Source organism: Streptomyces sp. NPDC012510 (assembly GCF_042955065.1).
GTDB lineage: Bacteria > Actinomycetota > Actinomycetes > Streptomycetales > Streptomycetaceae > Streptomyces.
This window is the reverse complement of record NZ_JBIBEN010000007.1, coordinates 310,423-334,382: the sequence shown is the minus strand read 5'-3', so window position 1 is coordinate 334,382 and position 23,960 is coordinate 310,423. Positions and strand designations below refer to the sequence as shown.

The window sequence follows — 23,960 nt, the reverse complement described above, 5'->3', positions numbered from 1 at the left end:
GCCGCCACCGCACGCGGATCCGCATGTCCGCGCCCACAGTGACCTCACCGTGCACGGGAGGCAGGATCATGGGCGACAAGGCGAACGCACACCCCGGAGCCGCCGGCAGGGCTACGGCGGCCGACCACCCCGCGTCCGTACGGAATGTGGTGCTGGTCGGCCACTCCGGTTCGGGCAAGACGACCCTGGTGGAGGCTCTCGCGCTGACGGCGGGAGCGGTGAACCGGGCGGGCCGTGTGGAGGACGGCGGCACCGTCTCCGACTACGACGAGATCGAACACCGGCAGCAACGCTCGGTGCAGCTCTCCCTCGTCCCCGTCGAATGGGGCGGGTACAAGATCAATCTGCTGGACACCCCCGGATACGCCGACTTCGTCGGGGAACTCAGGGCCGGTCTGCGAGCGGCGGACGCGGCCCTTTTCGTCGTCTCGGCCTCCGACGGCGTCGACGGCTCCACCCGCATGGTGTGGGAGGAGTGCGCGGCGGTCGGCATGCCGCGGGCGATCGTGATCACGCACCTGGAGGCCGCGCGGGCGGACTTCGAGGAGATGACCAGGATCTGCGCGGAGACGTTCGGCGGGGACGACCCCGACGCCGTGCTCCCGCTCTATCTGCCGCTGCACGGCCCCCAGGGCCCGGACGGGCACGCGCCCGTGACCGGACTGACCGGGCTGCTGTCGCAGAAGCTGTTCGACTACTCCTCCGGGGAGCGCAAGGAGTCCGAGCCCGGCCCGGAGCAGTTGCCCGCGATCGAGGAGGCACGCAACCGGCTCATCGAGGGGATCATCGCCGAGAGCGAGGACGAGACCCTGATGGACCGCTATCTCGGCGGCGAAGCCATCGACGTCAAGTCCCTCATCGACGACCTGGAGCGGGCCGTCGCACGCGGGGTCTTCCATCCCGTACTGGCCGCCGCCCCCGCGGCCGACGGCGCCAAGCAGGGCCTCGGCACGGTCGAGCTGCTCGACCTGGTCACCGGCGGCTTCCCCACGCCCCTGGAACGCGAGACGCCCGCGGTCACCACGCCCGACGGCAGGCCGCGCGAGATCGAGGCGGCCTGCGACCCGGACGGACCGCTGGTCGCCGAGGTCGTGAAGACCGCCAGCGACCCCTATGTGGGCCGCATCTCGCTGGTACGGGTCTTCTCCGGCACCCTGCACCCCGACGAGACGGTGCATGTCTCCGGGCACGGGCTCACCGACCGGGGGCACGAGGACCACGATGTCGACGAGCGGATCGGCGCCCTGTCCACCCCGTTCGGGAAACAGCAGCGGACGCTCACGCACTGCATCGCGGGTGACCTGGCGTGCGTGGCGAAGCTGAACCGCGCCGAGACCGGGGACACCCTTTCCGCCAAGGACGACCCGCTCCTCATGGAACCGTGGGAGATGCCCGACCCGCTGCTGCCGCTCGCCATCCAGGCGCACAGCAAAGCCGACGAGGACAAGCTCTCCCAGGGCCTCGCCCGGCTGGTCGCCGAGGACCCGACCATGCGGCTCGAACAGAACCAGGACACCCACCAGGTGGTCCTCTGGTGCCTCGGCGAGGCGCACGCCGACGTGGCCCTGGAACGGCTGCGCAGCCGGTACGGCGTCCAGGTCGACGTCGTACCGCACAGGGTTTCCCTGCGCGAGACGTTCGCCGACAGGTCGGCCGGGCGCGGCCGGCACGTGAAACAGTCCGGAGGTCACGGGCAGTACGCGATCTGCGAGATCGAGGTGGAGCCGCTGCCCGGCGGCTCGGGCATCGAGTTCGTCGACAAGGTCGTCGGCGGCGCCGTGCCCCGGCAGTTCATCCCGTCCGTCGAGAAGGGGGTGCGGGCGCAGGCCGCCAAGGGGGTCGCGGCGGGCTATCCGCTCATCGACGTCCGGATCACACTGCGGGACGGCAAGGCGCACTCGGTGGACTCCTCCGACGCCGCCTTCCAGACGGCGGGCGCGCTGGCGCTGCGCGAGGCGGCCTCCGACGCGAGGATCCACCTCCTGGAACCCGTGGCCGAGGTGTCGGTCCTGGTCGGCGACTCGTACGTGGGCCCGGTGATGAGTGATCTGTCCGGACGGCGCGGCCGGGTCGTCGGCACCGAGCAGGCGGGCGGCGGACGCACCCTCGTCCGGGCCGAGGTACCGGAGATCGAGATCGACCGGTACGCCGTCGATCTGCGGTCCCTCTCCCACGGCACCGCGCGCTTCGGCCGCCGGTACACACGGCACGAGCCGATGCCCTCCCATGTCGCCGAGAAGGTCCGCGAACAGGCCAAGGAGAACTGACGCCTGACAGTTCGGGATCGACGAAGGGTGCGGGTGACCGCGCGGCGGGCGGCTGTGGCCGCCCGCCGTCGGACGCGGGACCCCAAGACCGGGTCGCGGCCGGTGGGTTCCGTGAATGTCCGTTCCTCACGCCGCGCGATGACCACGGCTGCGGATACGCTGATCACCTGATCGACAAGTGTGGCTTGATCAGGTCCGGATCGGGTGATGACCTGATCAACAGGTGTGCGGAGCACGGAAGTCGGGAAGAGCCGCAGAAGCGAGTGTGCGGCGATGGGGGCGGCAACGGTGGCGGACGGATTCGATTTCACTCCCGGGGCACAGGTGCCGTTGACGGGCGCCGCGGGCCAGACCGCGGCGACGTACGCCCTGGCGTCCGCGGCCTACCGGGACAACGAGATAGCGGAGCTCCTCAAGGCCGACAACGACTGGCACAAGTCCACGGTGAAGCCGGGCCGCAAGTGGGCGACCATCTTCCGGCCCAACCTCGGGGAGGCGTTCTCCCTCGCGGTGCGGGACCGGATGGTCGGCGCGGGCCGCAAGCCGCTCATCCAGTCGTTCGGCATGGAGCCCCAGGTCGTTGTCGAGCACTGCCTCGCGGCGACCAACATCCGCAGGGAGCGCGACAACTGGCTCTCCGCGGTGGTGGTTTTGTGCGGGGTGCTCTTCCTTCCCGGGCTGCTCCTGTGGCTGCTGGTCTTCCAGATCCGTACGACGATGGCCAGGCGTGAGGACAAGCGGGCCGGAGCCCTCGGCACCACGCTGCTGTTCGCCGTGGGCGCCCTCGCCGTGATCTTCCTGCTCAGAACGCCGTTCGACGGTTTCTGGGCCTGGTACGCGCGCGCGTGCGTCGTGCTTCCCGTCGTCGGCTGGTTCTGGGCCAAGCAGATCTGCGAGCGCACGGCCAAGGACCTGCGGGACCGCTGGGCCGGCCTGCTGGCCGGTGGCGGCATCGGCGCCAAGATCCCCGAGGCCGTGCCCGGCAGCCCCGGCGAGACCAAGGCCGAGCAGTTGCGCAAGGAACTGGCCCGGCTCAGCGCCGAGCAGCGCTCCAACCTCGTCTTCTACGCCGGCCCCAAGGGCATCCTCGGCATGGGCACCCGCTGGGGAAGCTGGCAGCTCGCCGAGGACCTGGTTCCGGCCGAGGCCGGCAAGGAGATCCACCCGTTCCGCAGTTGGGACGTCATACGCGCCATTCACGACCAGTTGCGCATGCTGGAGCGCACCCCCCTCAACACCGGGGGTTTCACGGCGCCCTCCATCAAGCACTGGATCGTCAGCCCCATCAGCGAGGGCGCCGGTGCCGTCGCCCGGCCCGACAGCACCGACGTGGACGCCTACCAGTACAAGACCCACGCCATACAGGAGATCTGCAACAAGCAGCACTTCGGCGGCGGCAACCGCCACTACCTGGGCGTCCAGTGGACGCTCTGGGACGGCCAGTTGATCATCACCATGCTGGTCACGGTCACCGTCCTCCACCAGACCCTCCGCATCGAGGTGACCGGGCACGCCCTGGGCCCGGTCCACGGGCTGTTCACGACGGGGCCGGCGGCCAAGGAGAAGGAAGTCCAGAAGTCGCTCCGCTTCTGGGAGACCCGCAAGGTGAAACTCCCGCTCGTCGACGCCGACGAGGTCGTACGACTCACCGCGCGCGCCCCGCTGACCTGGTACCCGCCGCTGCTCAACTGGCTCGGCGGCTCCATCGGGCTGCCCGAGCCGTTCGGCCTGCGGCACGCCTGGGCCGCCCAGCCGTGGCGCCACCGCTTCATGGCCGACGACGCGCTGCGCGCCGCCACGCCGGTGCTCCGTGTGGTCCACAACGCCGCGATCAAGGTGCTCCAGGAGAACGGCGTGGACACCGAGAAGTTCGGGTCGCGGGCCGGGTTCCTCAGTGGGGCGGTGCAGGATCCTACGCCGCGGAAGGCGGACCTCTACGACGCGTGAGCGCTGCGCCCGCCTTGGCCGGGGAGTGCGTGGGGGCCGGGGGCCGATTTCGGGTGCGGGTCCGGTGGGGCTTCTCGCGCAGTTCCCCGCGCCCCTGGAAAGCCGGGGCCGCGCCCGTGCTTTTCCGGGCGCAGCCCCGGCCGACGACGTACCCGACCCGGCGGCTACACCGTCGGCCAGGCCTCCGCCAGCATCTTCCTCGTGTCGGCCAGGAGTTGCGGCAGGATCCGGGTGTGGCCGACCACCGGCATGAAGTTCGTGTCGCCGCCCCAGCGGGGCACGATGTGCTGGTGGAGGTGGGCCGCGATGCCCGCTCCCGCGACCGAGCCCTGGTTCATGCCGATGTTGAAGCCGTGGGCGCCTGAGGCGGTGCGCAGCGCGGTCATGGACTGCTTGGTCAGCTCACCCAGCTCGGCGGTCTCCGGCCCGGTGAGGTCGGTGTAGTCCGCGACGTGCCGGTAGGGCACGACCATGAGGTGGCCGCCGTTGTACGGGTAGAGGTTGAGCACCGCGTACACGTGCTCCCCGCGCCTGATGACCAGGCCGTCCTCATCCGACTTTGCCGGGATCGAGCAGAACGGACAGCCGTCGCCGGCCCCAGGACCGGTCGGCTTGTTCTCGCCCTGGATGTACGCCATCCGGTGGGGCGTCCACAGGCGCTGGAACGCGTCCTGCGTTCCCACTCCGATCTGCTGCTCCGGCTCACTCGTCATGCAGTGCAGCATATGGCTTCGCCCGTTCGCGGCGTGTCGCCGGGGGCGGGGGCGGGAGGGGCGGGGCCAAGCTGAGGCGATGGACCACGACAGCCGTGTACTCCGGTGGGAGCGGCGCACCGGACGCGCCCTCGCCGGGGCGTCGGCCCTCTTCCTCGCCTCGTACGCGGTACGGGTACTCGGCCACGGTCTGGAGCAGGGCTGGCTCGACCTCTGTCTCGCGGTGACGCTGCTGACCTGGGCGGTCTTCGCCCTCGACTACGCGGTGCGGTGGCGGCTGAGCGGGCTGGGGCCGAAGTTCGTGCGCGTCCACTGGCTGGACACCCTCGTCCTGGTGCTGCCGCTGCTGAGGCCGCTGCGCGTCGTGCAGATCCACGACGCCGTACAGCGTCACCACGACAGGCCCCGGCTGTCGCTGCACGCGCGCGTGGCCGTGTACGCGGGCCTCTCGGTGACTCTGCTCGGCTTCACCGGTGCCCTCGCCGTCTACCAGCAGGAACACGCGGTGCCCGACGCGACGATCCTGACCTTCGGTGACGCCGTGTGGTGGACCTGCGCCACGCTCGCCACGGTGGGGTACGGGGACGTCACCCCCGTGACACCGGTGGGCCGGTTGATCGCGGTGTTCCTGATGGCATGCGGTCTCGCGCTGCTCGGGGCGGTGACGGGGTCGTTCTCGTCGTGGCTGCTCAAGGTGTTCGCACGGGAGGACGACCGCAGGCCCCCGGGGAGCTGAACCCTGAGGGCCTGCGGCTCGGCTGTGCGGCCGGCTCAGATCTGGACGCGGTCCTCCACGACCTTCACGATCTTCGCGATGGCCTCCTCGACGGGGATGCCGTTCTCCTGGGAGCCGTCGCGGTACCGGAAGGAGACGGCGCCGGCCGTCATGTCCTCGTCGCCCGCGATGACCATGAAGGGCACCTTCGCCTTCTGGGCGTTGCGGATCTTCTTCTGCATGCGGTCGGAGGAGGCGTCGACGTCGACGCGCAGACCTGCGGCCTTGGCCTTCTTGGCGAACTCCGCCAGGTAGGGCACATGCGCGTCACCGATCGGGATGCCGAGTGCCTGCACCGGCGCCAGCCAGGCCGGGAACGCACCCGCGTAGTGCTCCAGGAGCACCGCGAAGAAGCGCTCGATCGAGCCGAACAGCGCACGGTGGATCATGACCGGCTGCTGCTTGGACCCGTCAGCCGCGGTGTACTCCAGCTGGAACCGCTTGGGCTGCTGGAAATCGACCTGGATGGTGGACATCTGCCAGGAGCGGCCGATCGCGTCCTTGGCCTGGACGGAGATCTTCGGCCCGTAGTAGGCGGCACCGCCCGGGTCGGGCACAAGGGGCAGGCCCTGCTTCTCGGCGGCTTGGCGGAGCGCCTCGGTGGCCTCCTCCCACTCGGCGTCCTCACCGATGAATTTCGGGGAGTCGTCCCGGGTGGACAGCTCCAGCTCGAAGTCGCTCAGGCCGTAGTCGCGCAGCAGGTCCAGAACGAAGGTGAGCAGGGAGTCCAGCTCGTCCGCCATCTGCTCCTTGGTGCAGTAGATGTGCGAGTCGTCCTGAGTGAAGCCGCGCGCGCGGGTCAGGCCGTGCACGACGCCGGACTTCTCGTAACGGTAGACCGTGCCGAACTCGAAGAGCCGTAGAGGCAATTCGCGGTACGAGCGGCCGCGCGCCTTGAAGATCAGGTTGTGCATGGGGCAGTTCATCGCCTTGAGGCGGTAGTTCTGGCCGTCGAACTCCAGGGGCGGGAACATGCCGTCCGAGTAGTTCGGCAGGTGCCCAGAGGTCACGAAGAGGTTTTCCTTCGCGATGTGCGGGGTGTTCACGAACTCGTAGTCCGCGTCCTCGTGCTTCTGCCGCGAGTAGGTCTCCATCTCCCGGCGCACAATGCCGCCCTTGGGGTGGAACACCGCGAGACCGGAGCCCAGCTCCTCCGGGATGGAGAACAGGTCCAGCTCGGCGCCGAGCTTGCGGTGGTCCCGTTTCTCGGCCTCGACGAGGAAGTCGAGGTACGCCTTCAGCTCGTCCCTCGACGGCCAAGCGGTGCCATAGATCCGCTGGAGCTGCGGGTTCTTCTCGCTGCCACGCCAGTAGGCGGCGGCCGACCGCATCAGCTTGAACGCCGGGATGTTCCGGGTGGTGGGCAGGTGAGGACCGCGGCAGAGGTCCTTCCAGCACAGCTCGCCGGTCTTGGCGTCGAGGTTGTCGTAGATGGTCAGCTCACCGGCCCCGACCTCGGCGTCCGCGCCCTCGGCCGCGTTCGCGGCGTTGCCCTTGAGGCCGATCAGCTCCAGCTTGTACGGCTCGTCGGCCAGCTCGACGCGCGCGTCCTCGTCATTGGTGACCCGACGGGAGAACCGTTGTCCCCGCTTCTGGATCTCCTGCATCTTCTTCTCGATGCGCTTGAGGTCCTCGGGGGTGAACGGCTCGGCCACATCGAAGTCGTAGTAGAAACCGTCCCGGACCGGCGGGCCGATGCCCAGCTTCGCCTCCGGGAACAGCTCCTGCACCGCCTGGGCCATGACGTGCGCGGTGGAGTGGCGCAGGATGTTGAGGCCGTCCTCGGAGGAGATCTCCACGCCTTCGACGGTCTCGCCGTCCTGCACCTCGTACGTGAGGTCCTTGAGCTCACCGGCCACGCGGGCCGCGACGATGGTCCGCTCGCCGGCGAAGAGGTCGGCGGCCGTAGTGCCCGTCGTCACCACGCGCTCTTCCCGCTCGGAATCGCGTTGGATGATCACACGGACGTCTGACACCGGACTCTCCTGCCTGATGGTGGTCGCGCACGCGTCCGCGTACGCAGACAGGAATCGTACCGAGCCATGGGCGCGCTCCGCTAAACGGTTACGGCTCCCCGGGCGGGGCCCCGGTGTCACTCCTCTCCACGCGCCTCCTCGAAGAAGTCCAGGTTCTCCTGGAGGGACTTCATCAGCTGGTCCCGTTCGGCCTCGTCGATCTGTACGGGTGCGATCCCGTCGGGGTTGGTGAGCCGTCGGAAGCCCCCGCGGCTCTCCAGCCGCCCGTTCACCCGGACCGGCAGCCCGACGAGGTGGGCGTGCCCGGCTATCCGGTACGCCTCCTCGTCCAGGGTCATCCGGACGTGCGGGACTGCGGCCCCGGCGATGACCCGCAGTCGTACCGTGCCCTCGCCGCGCGCGGCCGACCGGCGCATCCGCACCACGGCGCCGGTGATCCGCACCGGCATCGAGGGCTCCTCGCGCAGATAGCGGGCCCCGGCCTCGCGCAGCACGGGCAGGTCGCCCGGTGAGAACTCGACGGGCTCGGCCGGTGTGCCGCCGCCCTCGGGGATCCCGGCGGCGGGCGCCCAGTCGACGGCGATCCGGGCGCCCTCGGTGCCCCGGACGAGGGCGCCGAGGGCCTCGGTCAACTCGTGACTCACTCCGGCCGCGACGGCGCCGTCGAAGGCGTCCATGCCGCCGGTGGCGCGCTGGTAGTCGATGGCCTCGCGGGCGGCGTACAGGGCCTGGTGGAGGCGCAGGGCGAGGGGGCGGCCGGTGGCCACGGGCACGAAGGCGGTGAGGTGGCGGCCGCCGGGGGCGGTGCCGACGAGGACTCCGTCGAGGGAGGCCGTGGCGGGCAGGCGGTGCCGGGCGCCGTGGTAGCCGGCCCGGGCGCGTGTGGCCAGTGCCGCCGCGAGGAGCATCTGGCGGGCGGCGGAGCGCAGTTGGTCCTCGACGGCCCAGGAGGCGGTACCCAGGGGGCCGGTCGGCACGTCACGCCACCAGTGGATCTCGTCGCTGGGCACGGCGAGGGCGACCAGCACGTCGCGCGCGGCGGGAGAGCCGCTGCGGGACAGGGCGGTGAGGGCTTCGCCGAGCAGGTCGTCGCTGTCGGGGAAGGCCCGGTTCTCGGGGACGAGCAGGCTCATGCCCCGGCCGGCCGGTCCCGGTGGGGTCCAACGGCCGTACCGTCCGGCGGCTCCGCCGCGCCGCTGCCAGCCGTGGCGGCGCAGGAGGGTGCCGAGGACCGCGGGGTCGACCTGGGCGGGGTCGGGTGGCCGAGTCCAGGCGGGTTCGGTGGAGTGGGGCCGCACGGGGCGTGCGGGGTCGCCGATGGGCCGGCGTGCGGACACGTCCTGGCCGGGCGGGCGTCGGCCGGACACGTCGTCGTCGATGGGGCCGTGGGTCAAGGTCTGCCTCCCGTTCCGACCCGCGTCATGATCTCGCAGAGCGCTCGGTCGTCGAATATGCGCGAGGTCGGGATGCGCACGGTGGTGCGGCGCCGGCCGGTGATCGGGTGTCCGGCGAGATTGGTCCAGTAGCAGCAGTGCCGCAGGTCGAGCCGGTCGTGGCCGGCCCGCAGCCACTGCTCCCGCGACCTGGGGACGATCATCACGACGAGGATCTTGTGCACCGAGACCGGGGTGCGGGCGAGCTTCGCCAGGTGCTCGTTGTCGAGGGTGAAGGAGAAGAAGCGGCCCGGGGGGTTGGGCGCTAGCTGGTAGGTGGCCTTGAGCTGCACCTTGATGGTGACCTCGTCGTCGACCGTGTGCCCGGGTGAGCCGTGGCTGACGTGCCAGTCGATGCCGTTGTCCGGGAAGGGCTGGGACAGCGAGCAGCCGGCCGCGGCCGCCACCGCGTGCAGATAGCCCACCTGCAGTGTCTCCATGCAGGCGGTGGTGGCGAGGGAGCCGCGATGCGATGCCGCGTGCTCGGGCAGCAGCCCGCCCCGCTCGGGCTGCGCTATGGCCATGACCAACAGCCTTCCACATGCAGGTGTTTCCCTGTACCGAGCCTCTGAACTGCACGGACCCGTACTTCTGTTGTCTCCTTCCGGCGTACGGCGCAAACAGCCCGGGTATCACCAAACAGGCAGAAGACGGGACGTCAGCTGCCGTGGGTGAACGAGGAGTTGTGTACCTATGACGTATTGGTACGAGGGACCCTTGGCGGCGTTCGACACGGAGACCACGGGTGTGGACGTCGAGACCGACCGGATCGTGTCGGCCGCCGTCGTCGTCCAGGACGCGCCCGGCACCCGCCCCCGGGTGACGCGGTGGCTGGTGAACCCGGGGGTGCCGGTGCCCGAGGCGGCGACGGCCGTGCACGGGCTGACGGAGGAGCGTCTGCAGCGCGACGGCCGCTGGCCGGCGCCGGTGATGGAGGAGATAGCCAGGGCGCTGGCCGAGCAGGCGGTGCGCGGCCGTCCGCTGGTGGTGATGAACGCGCCGTTCGATCTGACGCTGCTGGACCGCGAGTTGCGTCGCCACCGCGCGTCGTCGCTGGACCGCTGGTTCGAGACCACGCCGTTGCGTGTGCTCGATCCCCGGGTCCTGGACAAGCATCTGGACCGCTATCGCAAGGGCCGTCGTACGCTCACCGACCTCTGTGCGCACTACGAGGTCGTCCTGGACGGCGCGCACGACGCGGCGGCCGACGCACAGGCGGCGATGGATGTCGTGCGTGCGGTGGGACGCCGTTTCGCGGGCCGACTCGAACGCCTCTCCCCCGCCGAACTGCACACGCTGCAGGCGGTGTGGCACGCGGCGCAGGCGCGTGGTCTGCAGGCGTGGTTCGCGCGCAGCGGCACGGAGGAGGCGGTGGACCCGGCGTGGCCGCTGCGTCCGGATCTTCCGGCGGCGGCATGAAAAAAGCCGGTCCGCGTGTGCGGACCGGCCTTACCCGGTGGGCGATACTGGGTTCGAACCAGTGACCTCTTCGGTGTGAACGAAGCGCTCTCCCACTGAGCTAATCGCCCGGGAACGCAGTGAACAATACAGGCCCTGACTGGTCTGGTTCAAACCGCTTGCCCACCGGCCTCGAGGTACCCGAGGAGCCCCCTCCTGCCCGCCCGCATCATCAGCGCGTGGTTGGCGCGGAACACGGCCCGGCCCGGTACGGCGAGCCGGCGCAGCAGGGGCTTGGTGACGTCGACTTCCTGGTCGTAGCAGGCGAGGGTGTTGTCGCCGTCGGCGGTGAGCGTCCAGCGGGCCCAGCCGTCCATGTCACCGGTCATCGCGATCTCCAGGATCCCGGCTCCCCGGTCGCCGCGCACCTCGCGGGCGGTGAAGGCGAGGTCGTACGGGAGGACGGAGCGGATGGTGAGGATGCCGGTGGTGTCGTCGATCCGGGTCACCTCGCGCACCTGCGGCCACCAGTGGGGGTAGTCGTCGGCCCGCCGGAGCACGTCGTACACGGCGTCGGGCGGCGCGGGCAGGTTCCAGCGGCTGTGGAAACGGTAGTGGCACCAGTCCATGGTCGGATTGTGCCTGCGCGGAGAGTGCCTGTGCGACGCACGCCGAGTGCGGGAGGCGCTCGGAAACTGACGTGAGACCCCTGAGGAGCGCCCCGCGCCTCGTGAGGGGCGCGGGGAACTGCGCGGCCAGCCACAACGAACCCGCAGTTCCCCACCGAGCCCAGGCCCCCACCCCCCGGCTCCCCCAGCGGAGCGTCACGGCATCTTGTCACCCACCAACGCCAGGTTCTGGATCGCCGCCAGCCCGTACAGCGCCGTCGCGTTGGTGGACACCCACGCCGCCTCGCTGCCAGGCACCAGCGCCGTCGGCCCCTCGATCTTCTTCGTGGACCAGTCGGTGGACTCCTTGTAGTCCCAGGTGTCGGCGCTGTTGTAGAACTGCCGCCAGGCACGGGCAGCGAGCTTGTCGTCCTTCAACTGCACGGCGGCGTACGCGTCCTGCCGCGAGTGGCCCTGGAAGAGCAGCAGCGTCCCGAAGTTGGAGCCGTAGCGGGCGGTCTGCTCGGCCTTTGTGGCGTTGAAGTAGCGGCAGTAGTCCAGCCATGCCTCCTTGAACTTGGGCATGTCGATCTGGTCGAGGAGTTCCGCGCACATCTCGACCAGGCCGAACATGGCCGACAGATGGGAGACGCTGACCGCGGGCTTGTCCGGGACGGCGAACTTGCCCGTGTCCAGGTCGTACAGTCCGTTGCCCTGGACGAAGCCGTTGGGCTGGGCCGCGATCGTCTCCATCGTGGAGAGCACGCGCGCCTTGGCCTTCTCCCACTTGGGTCCGCGTCGCTCCCACTCGGTCAGCCAGGCAGAGACCAGCCCGGACCAGTCGGTGCCGAAGCCGATCGACAGCGCGTTGCGGTCGGGGGTGTACGGCTCGGTGCGGATCTTGCGGATGGGGTCGAGGACGAGGAACGTCTCGTCGGAGTCGACGTTGGCGTGCATCAGGTCACCGACGCGTTCGTCAGCGGTGAGGAAGTAGTAGTAGCGGCGGTAGGTGGTGTTGGCGATGCGCTGCTGCTTGGCGCTGTCGGCGTAGTGCTGCACGCCGTGGCGGGTGCCGAGGCCCGCCCACTTGCCGAGATGGTAGACGTCGACCTCACCGGTGTGCCGGGTCATCGCCTCGGCGAACCGGAAGATGTCGGCGCGTCCGGAGCGCATGTAGGCGAACCACAGCCACAGGTCGGGCGAGAGCTCGGAGTTGTCCCAGGCGTAGCCGCCGACGTCGTAGCACCACTGGTGGCGGCTGGGGTCGTAGCTGTGCATGATGTCGCCGTAGTCCCAGAAGCCGTACCACCGGCGCATCTCCACCTGGTCCTTGTAGTAGGTGAAGAGGAAGTCGAGGTGGTCCTCGATCTTCGCCTTGGCGGCGGTGGAACGGTCCGGCTCGGAGAACAGCCGGCCGAAGACACCCGCCTTGATGAGCTGCTTCGGCGGGGCGGCGAGCTGCGGGGGCGTACGGACGGCCTCGACCTGCTTGGCCATGTCCTCGGCGCTCGGGGTGGACTCGTGGGCCCAGAAGAGGAGTTCGCTGGTGCGGGCGATGCCGTAAGGGGTGCCGAACCCGGGCTCGTAGTCCTCGTAGGTGATGTTGAGGCCTTCGAGCTGCTCGGGGTAGGTGTCCTGGCCCATGCCGTCGTGGTAGAAGCGCAGGTCCATGGGCTGCGCCTCGGGCGACCAGAGCCAGAGGGTGACCTCGGCCGTGTCGGTCTGGGCGTCGCGGATGTCGAGCTGCGCGGGGAACTTCTCCCAGAAGTCCCGTAGGCCGAAGGCGAACCCACCGGACGCGCCACCGACGTACCCGAAGCCGCTCGCCCGCCGGCCGCCACCGGCCGGGATCCAGCCGTGGCCCTTCTTGGTGCGTTTGCGGACGCCGAACCCGTCGGCGGAGAGCTGCGAGAGCGTGTAGTCGCCCCACTCGGGGATGTACTGGAGGCGGGTGGTGACCCGCTGGTCCCAGGTGGCGGGGTCGGGCAGCTTCTTCCCCTCGAACTGGGCCGTGCGCACCGCCGCGCCCGGGTCGCGCCGCAGGCCGGTGACGCCCTTGACCGCCTCGCGCAGCAGACCGGTCCCGTCGCCGCCGATGCGGATGTGGCGGTCGTACGCGGCGTCGCGCATCGGCACCTTGAAGCGGACGCCGATGCCGCGGATGAAGTCGCCGCTTGCCTTTCCGGGCTCCTGGGTGCCGTCGAAGGTGATGGTGTGCACCATGCGGAACGACTCGGCGCCCGCGTAGAAGTAGAGGCGGACGGAGAACGGCAGCCAGCCGCGGCCGCCCTTGCGGTGCTTGCCGTCGATGCGGACGACCGCGCGGACGGGACCCTCCTGCTCGACCTCGACGTCGCCGATGACGCTCTCGAAGCGTTCGTACTTCTCCGTGCCCTGGTCGCCGTCCTCGATCTCCGGCTGGCGCAGCAGCACCAGGCGGCCGGTGTGGGCGATCTCGGTGGAGCCGCGTCGCACGGACTTGACCAGGGTGGAGCCGCTCTTGCCTATCTTGGCGGTGATGACGCCGGTCGACACGTCGATGGTGCCGCCGCGCTTGTCGACGGTGATCTTCTGGGCGGGCGCCGCGGGGCTGCCTGCGGCGAGGGTGAGCTTGCCGGAGCCGGCGCCCGCGCCGACCGCGTGCGCCGTCCACTTGACCGATCCGTCGGGCCAGTAGCCGATGGGCCAGGACTGGACGGGAACGTCCTTGCCGTCCGCGTCCTTCAAGGAGAACGACTGTTCCTTCTCGTAGGCGCCCTTAGGCCACGGCACACCCACGGTGGACCCCGGAGCGGCGCCGAGCCCGCCGTCCTCCAGCCAGTCCAGGGTCACCGGGTCCGCCTCAGCGGCCTCGGCTCTCGGTGCCGCCTGTGCGGTCGTATTCCCTAGCGCCCAGCTGAACTGCGCGGCGGCTCCGGCGACGGCGGCCGCCTTGAGAAGGGACCTGCGGTCGATGGGGGACATGGCCTTTCCTTTCCGTACGGGAAGTCTTGCGTGCGGTAGTCAGGGGCATGACAGAGAGAGGTGCGACGCCCCGGGGCGCCGACCTTGTGCGAGGCACCGCCTTCGGTCAGTGGCGGCGCCGGTACCGTTCCTCCACCGCGACGGCGGCCGCCACGACGGCCCCGAGTACCGGGACCGCCAGCGGCGCGACGAACCAGGCGGAGCAGGCCACGACGGCCAGCCCGCCGACGACGAGGAAGGACCCGGCGGGGTCGAGCACGGTTCGCCGCCCGGCCCCGGCGAGCAGCGCCGGCCAGCCGCCGCCGGGCTCCCAGACCGCCGCCGCGCGCAGTGCGGCCACGGCGGCGCCGATCAGCGCCAGGATCCCGACGACGCCGACCAACGGCCCACCCGGGACCCCGGCGCGCACTGCCTGGACGTCCACCCATACCGCCGCGAGCGCCGCCCACCCGGCGAGCCCGACGAGCCATCCGCCGCGCACCGCCGCCCGGAAGTCGGCCACGAACTCCCGCCAGCCGCCGCCCTGATGGGTCGCGCGACGGCGCAGATGCCGTGAGCCGGCAGCCAACGCGGCGGGGTACGTCACCAGCGGCAGCGAGGCCACCGCGATCCACACCCCGGTGAGCAGACACTCGGCGAACAGCGCGAACCGCTCGGCTAGCAGTGACTCCCCACGGGGTTCGGCGGCCTTCACCCGGGCCCGGGTCATGTTCAGCTCACCTCAGCCCTTCAGGCCGGACGTGGCCATACCGTCGATCAGGTACCGCTGGAAGGCCAGGAAGAAGGCCAGCACCGGCAGCAGGGCGACCAGCGACATGGCGATCATTCCGCCGTAGTTGGCCACGGCGTCCTGGTCCACGAACATCTTCAGGCCGAGCGAGACCGTGTACTTGTCGGGCGTATTCACATAGATCAGCGGGCCCATGAAGTCGTTCCAGGCGTTGATGAAGGTGAAGATCGCGCTGGTGATGAGCGCGGGCCGGCACAGCGGCAGCACGATCGACCAGTAGATGCGGAAGTGGCCGCAGCCGTCGAGCCGGGCCGCCTCGTCGAGCTCCTTGGGCAGGTTCCGCATGAACTGCACCATCAGGAAGACGAAGAACGCCTCCGTGGCCAGGTATTTCGGGAGCAGGAGTGGGGTGTAGGTGTCGATCGCGTCCATGTTGCGGAACAGCACGTACTGCGGGATCAGCAGCACGTGGTAGGGCAACAGGAGGGTGCCGATCATCAGGGTGAAGAGCAGGTTGCGGCCGGCGAACCTGATCTTCGCGAAGGCGTACGCGGTGAGCGAGCAGGAGACGAGGATCCCGACCACCGAACCCACGGCGAGTGTGAGCGAGTTGAGGAAGAAGGTGGAGATCGGGATGTCGGCGATGCCGTCGGTGAGCCGTGTGTAGTTGGAGATGATCGGGTCGCTCGGAAACAGGTCCAGGCTGCCGACGATGTCGTCACTGTGCTTGAACGAGCCCCCCACGACCCAGAGCACCGGATAGAGGATCACCGCCAGGATCAGCAGGGAGCCGATGTGCCAGGCGAGGGAGCCGGGCAGCTTGCGCCTGAGGGCGCCCTCCTTCGCGGGCGGGGCGGGGGCTGGGGTGATCTCGGTGGCCTGTGCGCTCATCAGGCACCCTCCTCGTAGTGCACCCAGCGCTTCTGGGACCAGAACAGCACCGCCGTCACCAGGGCGACCGCGACCAGCAGCACCCAGGCCATGGCGGAGGCCAGGCCCATGCGGCTGTTCTCGAAGCCCTGGACGTACAGATAACAGGTGTAGACCATCGAGCCGTCGGCCGGACCGCAGGCGCTGCCTCCGGCACCGCCGCCGACGATGTACGCCGAGCTGAAGATCTGGAAGGAGTGGATCGTCTCCAGCAGGACGTTGAAGAACAGGACCGGGGAGATCATCGGCAGGGTGATGTTCCAGAACCGCCGGAACGTACCCGCCCCGTCGACCTCGGCCGCCTCGTACAGCTCGCGCGGGACCTGCTTGAGACCGGCGAGGAAGATCACCATCGGAGCACCGAACTGCCAGACGGTGAGCGCCACCAGGCTGTAGATGATCAGGTCCGGGTCACCGGTCCAGCCGCCGACGTCGATGCCGAAGAGCTTCTGTGTACGGTCGACGACGGCGTCGTCCGAGAAGATCGCCTTCCACACGATGGCGATGGAGACGCTCGCCCCGATCAGCGACGGGGCGTAGAAGGCGGCACGGTAGAAGGCCTGTCCGCGCCGCTTCTGGGCCAGCAGCAGCGCCACACCGAGGGCGGCGACCAGCTTGATCGGCGTACCCACGACGACGTACCAGAGCGTCACCCGCACCGAGTTCTGCCAGCGTGGATCGGCGAACATCTCGGAGAAGTTGTCGAGGCCGATCCACTTGGGGGCGTCGAACAGGTTGTAGTCGGTGAAGGCGAAGTAGAGCGAGGCGACCATCGGGCCCGCTGTCAGCAGCAGGAACCCGGCGATCCAAGGAGACATGAAGAGATAGCCGGCCAGGGTCTCCCGGCGGCCCCGCCGCTTGAGTGCGGCGGGGCGCGGGGACTTGGCCGGACGGTGCCGCGGCTCGGAGTCCTTGGTCAGGTCCTCCATCGCAGGGGCGTGTGTCACGGCGGTTCCCATCAGCTGCCGAGAGCCGTCTTCGACTCGGTGAAGAACTGCTTGACGGCGTCGTCGACCGACCGCTTGCCCAGGGCGAGTTCCTCGGCGATGCGCATGAACCCGGCCTCACAGATGTCCGCCCCGTTCGGATGCGGGGTGATGGGCTCCAGGACGCCCGCCGCGACGAGGGACTCCTCGTACTCGGCGATGGCCTTGTTCACCGGGTCGGTCGGCTTGAACGCGTCGTACTGGGCCTGTGTCGCGGGAACACCGCGGTCGTAGCCCATGATCTCGGCGACCTCGGGCTCGTGCACCATGAAGTTGATGAACTGCGCGACTTCCTTGGGGTGCTGGGTGCGCTTGGACGCGCTGAGCATGAGGGAGCCGAGGTACTGGCCGGTCTTCTTGCCGTCGGTGGTCGGGATGGGAGCCAGACCGTACTCGCTCTTGCCCTCGGAGGTGTAGCGGACGGTGAAGTTGTCCCAGGTGAACTCACCGGCGGCGAGCTCCGCGGCGACCGCCGACTTGGGCTTGGTCTGGGCGACCTTCTTGGGGTCGGCGTAGATACCCTCCTTGATGCCCTTCTCGGCCTTCGTCCACCACTCCTTCAGGTCCGCCTCGGTGAAGCCGAGACCCTCCTCGGTGAAGAACGCCTTGCCGTTCTGGCGCAGGTAGAGGTCGTAGAGGTACATGACCCCGTACATGCCGCTGTCGCCGGCGCGCCCCGCCTTGTCCCGGATCTTCTTCATCGCCGCGTCGAAGTCGTCCCAGGTCCAGCCCTGCTCCGGCTTCACACCGGACTTGGTGTAGACGGGCTTGTCGATCACCAGCGCCATCGAGTTGGAACCGACCGGAATCCCGAGCAGCTTTCCGTCGACCTCGCCGAACTTCTCCAGGCCCGCCCGGAAGCCGTCCAGGGAGAGGTTGCCCGCCTCGACCTGTGCGTTGAGATCGAGCAGCACATTCTTCGCATCGTATTTCCGCAGGAAACCGATGGCATTCTGGAAGACATCCGGCGGATTGCCACCGGAGGCCTGGGTGTTGAACTTCTTCCAGAAATCGGGATACACCTGGAAGTCCGTCTTCACCTTGATCTTCGGGTACTTCTTCTCGAAAAGCGCGATGGTCTTCTTGATGCGCTCCGCGCGGTCCTCGGCACCCCACCACGCGTAACGGATCGTCACCGTCCCGTCCCCCGACCCGCTGCCACCGCCGCAGGCCGTGGCCGTCGCCCCCAGCCCCGCGACGGCCAGTGAGGCTCCGGCCGCCTTGAGGATCGTCCGCCTCTCCACGTTGTTGCCCTGCTGCATGGTTGAGCCTCCCCGCGACCGCACGTCCGCCTCATGAATCGTTTCAAGTAAGCGCTTGCTGGCACAAGCTACGGAGCCCCGCAGGAGACGTCAATGATTCGGACAGGATTTACTCGAACGCGAGGAGGCGGCCGGGCGGGCCGCGCGGGCCGTGTCGTGACGGCCGGTCAAGTAAAGTCCCAGGTAGGAGAGTTGCCACGGACGGAACAGCCGCGACGACGACCTTGAGACGCGGTCGCGGCGGGGCCGCAAGCGCCACCGGGCGGTCAGGACCCCGCCACGCGCCGCGATCAGGTCGCGGCGGCGCCGACCGTGGCGGGTGAGGTGCGCGCTCCGACGGAGGCCGCGTCCGTCCGGTCCGGGAGAACGCCACCGGCGACCGACCGACCCAAGATCAGGCGATCCGGCCGACACCCCAAAGGACACTGCCCTTTGGGTCACTACCGCGCCTGATCCGACCTCTGAAACGATCTGGATCCGGCTCGATTCGACGAGCTTCGCATCGCTTCGATTCCCGAATGGGGCGAAAGGAACCTCATGCGTAGGACATTAGGCATGACCCTGGCCACCGTCGCTGCCGCCGGCAGCCTCGCCGTCACCACTCCCGCGTCGGCCGCGCCTGTCGCGCCGATCGCGCCGGTCACCGCCGTGACGGCACCGATAGCGCCCGCCGCCCCCACCGCCGACGTCGCGGCGGCAGGGTCGCGCCTGCTCTACAAGTACAACTTCCAGATCGTGAAGCGAAAGACGAAGGCAGGCGCCGAGAAGAAGGCGTACAACGCCCTGAAGAAGTGCTTCGGCGGCTGCACCTTCCCGGTCAAGGGCGCAGCGAAGAAGCTTCCCACACGCGACGGCACGACCATGAACCTGACAGCGTGCTTCGCGGATCCCTTTGGCTGCAAGAAGGCCCCGGTGAAGGTCTACCGCGGCGGCGTCAAGTACGGCTGGCACTTCATCGCGAAGAAGGGCCACTTCGACGGCACGGGCTCCCGGATCTACTTCACCATCTACCGGAAGCACGGGTACCTCTACCTCGGTGTCCGCGCCTACGTCACCAAGCCGACCATACCGGACAAGCTCAACAAGAACACCGCCAACAGGACGTGGGGGACGTTCGCCGCCAACATCGGCCACAAGATGGGCAGCAGCTGAGAGGCCTGGCCTGTTGAGCAGGCGGTGGACAGCCGGGTCCAAGCGGGGGGTGCGCCCGGAGATCGGCCCACCATGACGAAAACGACCCGGCCCACGGTTTCCGTGGGCCGGGTCGTCATCGGATGGTGGGCGATACTGGGTTCGAACCAGTGACCTCTTCGGTGTGAACGAAGCGCTCTCCCACTGAGCTAATCGCCCGGGTGCAGGAAGAACATTACCCCAAGTCAGGGGGTGCACCCGACCATGCTCGGAATCCTCTGCGCGCCCCGTCCCGGATCACTGGTTCTTGATCTTCCAGGGCATCTCGAAGCCGAACTTCCAGACATAGACGCCGACGACGGCGGCCACGATCACCAGGCCGATCGTCGTCAGAATGATGTTGCGACGCCTGACCTTGGGGTCGAGGGCCCGCTGGGTGGCCTCGGTGACCTTCCGCTTGGTCCAGCGGAGCACCAACTGGGCCCAGACGAATTCGGTCGCCCAGATCGCCATGCCACCGAAGATCACTACCCAGCCGGGACCGGGCAGCGGAAGCATGATCACGCCGGCCACGACCACCGCGAGCCCGACGATGAAGATGGCCACCTGCCAGCTCAGGTGCAGCATCCGGCGCGCCTTGACGAATTCCGGCGCGCGAGACCCGAGCGGCGCCTCGTCCTTCGCCACATCGGCCTCACTGTTCGCTACGTTTGTCTCACTTTTTGTTCCGTCGCCCATCACGGCGACCGCCCCCGTTTCGTCACTCCCCGTATCCATACAGCCAAACCCTACCGGAGAGAAACCAGTCACCGGAATGGCCGTACCGGATGAAGACGGTCTCGGCCGGATGAGCTACCAAAAGCGACGCAAAACTCCCAGAGGGGTTTACAACGGCACCGTAGGTGGCATGTCGATTTCGCCGACGTGCGAATCCCCGAGCGCACACTGAGCGAAAGGCCTTGGCGCTTATGAACACCACGGTCAGCTGCGAGCTGCACCTGCGCCTCGTTGTGTCGAGCGAGTCCTCACTGCCTGTTCCCGCGGGACTGCGGTATGACACGGCCGATCCCTACGCCGTGCACGCCACCTTCCACACCGGAGCCGAGGAAACGGTCGAATGGGTGTTCGCCCGCGACCTCCTCGCCGAGGGCCTGCACCGGCCCACCGGCACCGGCGACGTCCGAGTCTGGCCGTCCCGCAGCCATGGTCAGGGCGTCGTGTGCATCGCCCTGAGCTCCCCGGAGGGCGAGGCTCTCCTCGAAGCCCCGGCGCGGGCCCTGGAGTCCTTCCTGAAGCGCACAGACGCCGCCGTGCCGCCCGGCACGGAGCACCGGCACTTCGACCTCGATCAGGAGCTCTCGCACATCCTGGCGGAAAGCTAGAGCGAGGCCCCATCCAGCCGCCCGGCGCCGTCCACTCGGGGAGACGGCTCGGGCCAACACAACCGAATACGGCTCAGGCCGACCCACTCGACGCCGTCGTCGCGGACCTCCGCGCGGCGGCGTCGCCACGCAGGGCCGCCCGAGGCACCCCGGGCGTCGCACTGCGCGTGGACGGCTCATGAGTGATCGGGCACCTATCGGATCCCGACCCGTTCCGGTCGTACCAGGGCACTCCTGGCCGGTTCCCACCGGTCTCCGCCTCGCCGAGCCATTACCATCGGCCAGCATCGGCGGGCGCCGGCCCGACCCTCGCAGGCCAGGGAGCGAAACGTGCTGATCACCCACGACACCCGGTGCGCCCTCGACACCGTGGTGGATCTGGTGAACACCGCGCCGGAGAACGACGCGGCGACGGACGGGCTCAGCGATGTCCCGTCGCTCGCCGACTTCGTACGAAACCACGAGGTCAGCGATGTCGATGTGCTGTCGGAGTTCGATCTCTCGACCGTACGCAAGGTCCGTGCCCGCTTCTCCGAAGTGTTCGCGGCCCCGGACGCGGGCTCGGCCGCCTCGGTGATCAACGATCTGATCGCCGCCGCGGGCACCACCCCTCGGCTCACCGACCACGACGGCTACGACTGGCATGTGCACTACTTCGCGCCGGGCGCGTCCCTGGCCGACCACCTCGCGGCCGACTGCGGCATGGCGCTCGCCTTCTTCGTCGTCGCCGGGGAGCAGGAGCGGCTGCGGCGGTGCGAGGCGCCCGACTGCAGACGGGCTTTCGTCGACCTCTCCCGCAACCGCTCGCGCCGGTACTGCGACAGCCGCACCTGCGGCAACCGCCTGCACGTGGCTGCCTACCGGGCGCGCCGCAAGGAGGCGGCCGGCTGAGGCACGGCGGGTCGGCAGCGAGGCTGCAGACGCAAGGGACGGAGTTCGGGGACGTGGGCGGGGCGGGGGCGGGGGCGGGGACTGACGGAGCCCTCGACGGGTGACGTCGGGGCTCCGTTTACGGTTCAGAGCATCAGCAGGTCGTGCAGTGACGCCATGAGCAGCAGGCAGCCGATCACCGCAAGGAAGATCATCAGCGGTGGCTGGGAGAGCGCGAAGAGACAACCTCGCCGCTCCTGAGGTGGGGCAGTGGTGTCGCTCTGTGTTGTGTCCAGCATCTCGCCGCGATGATGACGCAGCGGACGCCCTCCGCGCGATCAACCCACCCGGAATGACGGGTAGTTCGCCAATATCCACAACGTCGGGAACGAACGTGATCACTTCGTCGTCGCCGCCCGACCTACTGTGTCGTTTCTGTCCGCTCGGCCCGCGGGCGCTCAAGGCGGTCGACGCCGTGCCTCGTACATCAGATGCCGTGCTTCTTGAGGATCGCCTCGATGTCGCTGAAGTCGTCCGCACCGGACGCACCGGACGCACCGGAACCGGTCGCACGGGGAGCTGCCGCCGGGCGGGCCGCCGGTGCCGCGCCGCGACCCAGGGAGGGCGCCGAGGCGGCCGGGGCTATCGCCTCGGTACGGGAGGACCGGGAACCGGTCTCCTTGCGCTCCTTGCCGCCGACTCCTCGGCGCCGCTCCACGGCGCGGGTCGTCATGAACAGGAGCCAGGCCGCGCCGAGCACACCGAAGCCGGCCCACGCGGTCGGGCTGAACGCGGTGTCGGCCACCCACTCGACGACACCGGTCATCACCAGGCCGAGAGGCACGAGCGCGTACGCGGCGATACGAGCCGCCCTGAGGAAGCGCTTCCGGTACGCCGTGATCGCGGCGATGCCCAAGCCTGCCGCGGCAACGGCGGCACAGACTGTCTCGGCAATCATCCGGTCCTCCAGGCGGTGCTCGATCGGGCGGTCTCGTTCCGTCCCTTCCATCCTGCACCGCCGCGCGTCCTATATGCCATGGTCCGGGGAGACCTCAGGGACATCTCCGGGTCGTCTCGGGGTCGGTCCCCCTCACCGGGGACCGGCCCGGCGGGCCGCCGGGAAGCCGACCGATTGGGCCGGTGCGGACCCGGACTGGGAGACTGATCCCCATGAGCGACTCCTCCCCCGTGCCGTCCGCCGTCGTCCTGGACGTCTGGTGCGAACTCCAGTGTCCCGACTGCCTCAGCGCCCTCGACGACATCCGCGCGCTGCGGGCCCGCTACGGCGACCGGCTCGACGTACGGCTGAGGCACTTCCCGCTGGAGAAGCACAAGCACGCCTTCGCCGCCGCGCAGGCCGCCGAGGAGGCTGCGGAGCAGGGGCGGGCGTGGCCCTACGTCGAGGCCGTACTCGGCCGGGTCGAGGAACTGGACCGCTCGGGCGAGCCGTTCCTGGTCGACGTGGCCCGTGAACTCGGGCTGGACGCCGAGGAGTTCGACACCGCGCTCATCGACGGCCGGCACATCCTGATCGTCGACGCCGACCAGGCCGAGGGCAAGGCGATCGGTGTGACCGGCACCCCCACCTACGTCATCGGCGGCGAGCGCCTCGACGGGGGCCGGAGTCAGGCCGGGCTGCGCGAGCGGATCGAGGAGATCGCCGACCGGCTGCTGGCCCAAGGCGCCTGAGTCCCCGGCATCCCGTTCGGTGGTGTCAGATCAGGTCCTTGGCCAGGTGGTGGGCGGTCGTCTCGTAGCCGAGGGAATCGTAGAGGCACTCGGCGCGGACGTTCCCCGCGAAGACGTTGAGGGCGACGGCGGACTTCCCCGCCGCCACCGCCTGGGCCTCCGCCAGCAACATCAGGGTGCGGCCGTGCCCCCGGCCCCGGTGCGCGGCGTCCACCTCCACGTCGTACACATAGGCGCCGTCGTCGGTCAGTGCCAGCCACAGCACGCCGACCCTGGCCCCCTCGTGTTCGAGGACGCTGATCAGCACGTTCTCCGTCGCCAGTCCCTGGCCCAGCAGCCGCTCATGGTCCCGTTCGGCCTTGGCGTGCGCCTCCGCCTCGGGTACCCCTCGCTCGATCCAGTCCCGGGCGTAGCCCCTCCGGCTCGCCTCCTCCCACGGCCCGAACTCGGCCTCCGTCATGGGCCGGCCCCGGCTGCCCGGGGGCAGTTCGGGCGAGGTGCCGTCCAGGGGCTTGCGCATACTGCGGTTGCGCGGGACATATCCGAGGGCCTGGGTCAGGCGCAGGGCGGCCTCGGCCTCGGCCGGGACGGACGTCTCGATGCGCCGGCAGCCCCAGCCGCGCGCGACCTCCTCGGCGGCGAGCGCGGCCACGGTGCCCCGTCCGCGCCGCCGGTCGGGCTCCTCGATCCACAGGTCCCGGAGCCGGGCCACGGAGTTCCCGTGGACGGGATGGGTGCTCAGGTGTATCGCGCCGACGGGACGGCTGTTCACGCACACCTGATAGCGGCGCGAACGCGTCCCGTCGGCGGCGTGCTGAAGCGGCTCAACGGGCCGCAGGGTGGTGGTCATCAGGGGTGTTCTACCCGCTCGGGGCCGCCGGGTCAGCCTCGCTTCGGCG

The 23,960-nt window shown here is 69.5% G+C and carries 22 protein-coding genes and 2 tRNA genes; 8 read left to right on the top strand and 16 right to left on the bottom strand.

The genetic code is table 11. The features are described 5' to 3' along the window. The first annotated feature begins 68 nt into the window (after window positions 1-68). Together ACFY9I_RS16360 and ACFY9I_RS16355 are read left to right on the top strand one after the other, a co-directional pair. The gene (locus ACFY9I_RS16360; protein WP_391002024.1) at window positions 69-2,267 is read left to right on the top strand and encodes an elongation factor G-like protein EF-G2; all 2,199 of its coding nucleotides are present in this window, start codon (window positions 69-71) and stop codon (window positions 2,265-2,267) included. A 273-nt stretch (window positions 2,268-2,540) separates the two neighbouring features. Beyond that, window positions 2,541-4,214: a hypothetical protein gene (locus ACFY9I_RS16355; RefSeq protein WP_391002022.1), complete on the top strand. Its 1,674-nt coding sequence runs from the start codon at window positions 2,541-2,543 to the stop codon at window positions 4,212-4,214. Window positions 4,215-4,378: 164 nt separating this feature from the next. Here ACFY9I_RS16355 and ACFY9I_RS16350 read toward each other — a convergent pair whose 3' ends face one another. Further along, window positions 4,379-4,939: an HIT domain-containing protein gene (locus tag ACFY9I_RS16350; RefSeq protein WP_391002020.1), complete on the bottom strand. Its 561-nt coding sequence runs from the start codon at window positions 4,937-4,939 to the stop codon at window positions 4,379-4,381. 67 nt (window positions 4,940-5,006) lie between these two features. Here ACFY9I_RS16350 and ACFY9I_RS16345 point away from each other — a divergent pair, with 67 nt between their 5' ends. Then, a complete protein-coding gene (locus ACFY9I_RS16345; RefSeq protein ID WP_391002018.1) occupies window positions 5,007-5,663 on the top strand; it encodes an ion channel in 657 nt (218 codons plus the stop codon). Between the two features lie 35 nt (window positions 5,664-5,698). Here ACFY9I_RS16345 and thrS read toward each other — a convergent pair whose 3' ends face one another. From thrS to ACFY9I_RS16330, 3 genes are all read right to left on the bottom strand, one after another. Further along, window positions 5,699-7,678, bottom strand: a complete 1,980-nt coding sequence (thrS, locus tag ACFY9I_RS16340) for a threonine--tRNA ligase (protein ID WP_391002016.1) — start codon at window positions 7,676-7,678, stop codon at window positions 5,699-5,701. A gap of 116 nt (window positions 7,679-7,794) precedes the next feature. Continuing rightward, window positions 7,795-9,072, bottom strand: a complete 1,278-nt coding sequence (locus ACFY9I_RS16335) for a hypothetical protein (protein ID WP_391002014.1) — start codon at window positions 9,070-9,072, stop codon at window positions 7,795-7,797. Further along, entirely contained in the window at window positions 9,069-9,635 is a 567-nt protein-coding gene (locus ACFY9I_RS16330) for a DUF4365 domain-containing protein (protein WP_391002012.1), read from the bottom strand. The genes ACFY9I_RS16335 and ACFY9I_RS16330 overlap by 4 nt, the downstream gene beginning before the upstream one ends. A 169-nt stretch (window positions 9,636-9,804) precedes the next feature. Between ACFY9I_RS16330 and ACFY9I_RS16325 the strand changes: the two genes are divergently transcribed. Further along, a complete protein-coding gene (locus ACFY9I_RS16325; protein ID WP_391002010.1) occupies window positions 9,805-10,530 on the top strand; it encodes an exonuclease domain-containing protein in 726 nt (241 codons plus the stop codon). A gap of 38 nt (window positions 10,531-10,568) precedes the next feature. Here the strand turns inward: ACFY9I_RS16325 and ACFY9I_RS16320 are convergent. From ACFY9I_RS16320 to ACFY9I_RS16290, 7 genes are all read right to left on the bottom strand, one after another. Continuing rightward, window positions 10,569-10,640: transfer RNA gene (locus ACFY9I_RS16320), tRNA-Val, on the bottom strand. Between the two features lie 39 nt (window positions 10,641-10,679). Beyond that, window positions 10,680-11,138, bottom strand: coding sequence for an SRPBCC family protein (locus ACFY9I_RS16315; protein ID WP_391002008.1), 459 nt, complete (start codon window positions 11,136-11,138; stop codon window positions 10,680-10,682). 195 nt (window positions 11,139-11,333) lie between these two features. Continuing rightward, on the bottom strand, window positions 11,334-14,081 hold the full coding sequence (locus ACFY9I_RS16310; protein WP_391002007.1) for a Tat pathway signal sequence domain protein: 2,748 nt from the start codon (window positions 14,079-14,081) through the stop codon (window positions 11,334-11,336). Window positions 14,082-14,187: 106 nt separating this feature from the next. Next, a complete protein-coding gene (locus ACFY9I_RS16305) occupies window positions 14,188-14,790 on the bottom strand; it encodes a hypothetical protein (RefSeq protein ID WP_391002005.1) in 603 nt (200 codons plus the stop codon). Between the two features lie 12 nt (window positions 14,791-14,802). After that, window positions 14,803-15,702, bottom strand: a complete 900-nt coding sequence (locus tag ACFY9I_RS16300; protein ID WP_391002003.1) for an ABC transporter permease subunit — start codon at window positions 15,700-15,702, stop codon at window positions 14,803-14,805. Beyond that, window positions 15,702-16,700 carry an ABC transporter permease subunit gene (locus ACFY9I_RS16295; RefSeq protein WP_391002001.1) on the bottom strand — a complete coding sequence of 333 codons (999 nt, stop codon included), beginning with the start codon at window positions 16,698-16,700 and terminating at the stop codon, window positions 15,702-15,704. The genes ACFY9I_RS16300 and ACFY9I_RS16295 overlap by 1 nt, the downstream gene beginning before the upstream one ends. Further along, the gene (locus ACFY9I_RS16290) at window positions 16,700-17,989 is read right to left on the bottom strand and encodes an extracellular solute-binding protein (RefSeq protein WP_391001999.1); all 1,290 of its coding nucleotides are present in this window, start codon (window positions 17,987-17,989) and stop codon (window positions 16,700-16,702) included. The genes ACFY9I_RS16295 and ACFY9I_RS16290 overlap by 1 nt, the downstream gene beginning before the upstream one ends. Before the next feature lie 537 nt (window positions 17,990-18,526). On the opposite strand from ACFY9I_RS16290, the gene ACFY9I_RS16285 reads away from it, so the two are divergent. Then, window positions 18,527-19,141: a hypothetical protein gene (locus ACFY9I_RS16285; RefSeq protein WP_391001997.1), complete on the top strand. Its 615-nt coding sequence runs from the start codon at window positions 18,527-18,529 to the stop codon at window positions 19,139-19,141. Window positions 19,142-19,264: 123 nt separating this feature from the next. Here ACFY9I_RS16285 and ACFY9I_RS16280 read toward each other — a convergent pair. Then, a tRNA-Val gene (locus ACFY9I_RS16280) sits at window positions 19,265-19,339 on the bottom strand. A 78-nt stretch (window positions 19,340-19,417) separates the two neighbouring features. After that, window positions 19,418-19,897 carry a TIGR02611 family protein gene (locus ACFY9I_RS16275; protein ID WP_391002126.1) on the bottom strand — a complete coding sequence of 160 codons (480 nt, stop codon included), beginning with the start codon at window positions 19,895-19,897 and terminating at the stop codon, window positions 19,418-19,420. A 191-nt stretch (window positions 19,898-20,088) separates the two neighbouring features. On the opposite strand from ACFY9I_RS16275, the gene ACFY9I_RS16270 reads away from it, so the two are divergent. Together ACFY9I_RS16270 and ACFY9I_RS16265 are read left to right on the top strand one after the other, a co-directional pair. Next, entirely contained in the window at window positions 20,089-20,502 is a 414-nt protein-coding gene (locus ACFY9I_RS16270) for an SsgA family sporulation/cell division regulator (protein WP_004002642.1), read from the top strand. 330 nt (window positions 20,503-20,832) lie between these two features. Beyond that, window positions 20,833-21,393 carry a CGNR zinc finger domain-containing protein gene (locus tag ACFY9I_RS16265; RefSeq protein WP_391001995.1) on the top strand — a complete coding sequence of 187 codons (561 nt, stop codon included), beginning with the start codon at window positions 20,833-20,835 and terminating at the stop codon, window positions 21,391-21,393. Between the two features lie 125 nt (window positions 21,394-21,518). On the opposite strand, the gene ACFY9I_RS16260 is transcribed toward ACFY9I_RS16265, so the two are convergent. Both ACFY9I_RS16260 and ACFY9I_RS16255 read right to left on the bottom strand, forming a co-directional pair. After that, window positions 21,519-21,671 (bottom strand): hypothetical protein, encoded by a 153-nt coding sequence (locus ACFY9I_RS16260; protein ID WP_200300465.1) that lies wholly within the window; start codon window positions 21,669-21,671, stop codon window positions 21,519-21,521. Between the two features lie 188 nt (window positions 21,672-21,859). Continuing rightward, window positions 21,860-22,330 (bottom strand): hypothetical protein, encoded by a 471-nt coding sequence (locus tag ACFY9I_RS16255; protein ID WP_391001993.1) that lies wholly within the window; start codon window positions 22,328-22,330, stop codon window positions 21,860-21,862. A gap of 212 nt (window positions 22,331-22,542) precedes the next feature. Here ACFY9I_RS16255 and ACFY9I_RS16250 point away from each other — a divergent pair, with 212 nt between their 5' ends. Further along, on the top strand, window positions 22,543-23,061 hold the full coding sequence (locus tag ACFY9I_RS16250) for a DsbA family protein (RefSeq protein WP_391001991.1): 519 nt from the start codon (window positions 22,543-22,545) through the stop codon (window positions 23,059-23,061). Between the two features lie 25 nt (window positions 23,062-23,086). Here the strand turns inward: ACFY9I_RS16250 and ACFY9I_RS16245 are convergent, their stop codons facing one another. Further along, window positions 23,087-23,911, bottom strand: coding sequence for a GNAT family N-acetyltransferase (locus ACFY9I_RS16245; protein ID WP_391001989.1), 825 nt, complete (start codon window positions 23,909-23,911; stop codon window positions 23,087-23,089). Window positions 23,912-23,960: the final 49 nt, after the last annotated feature.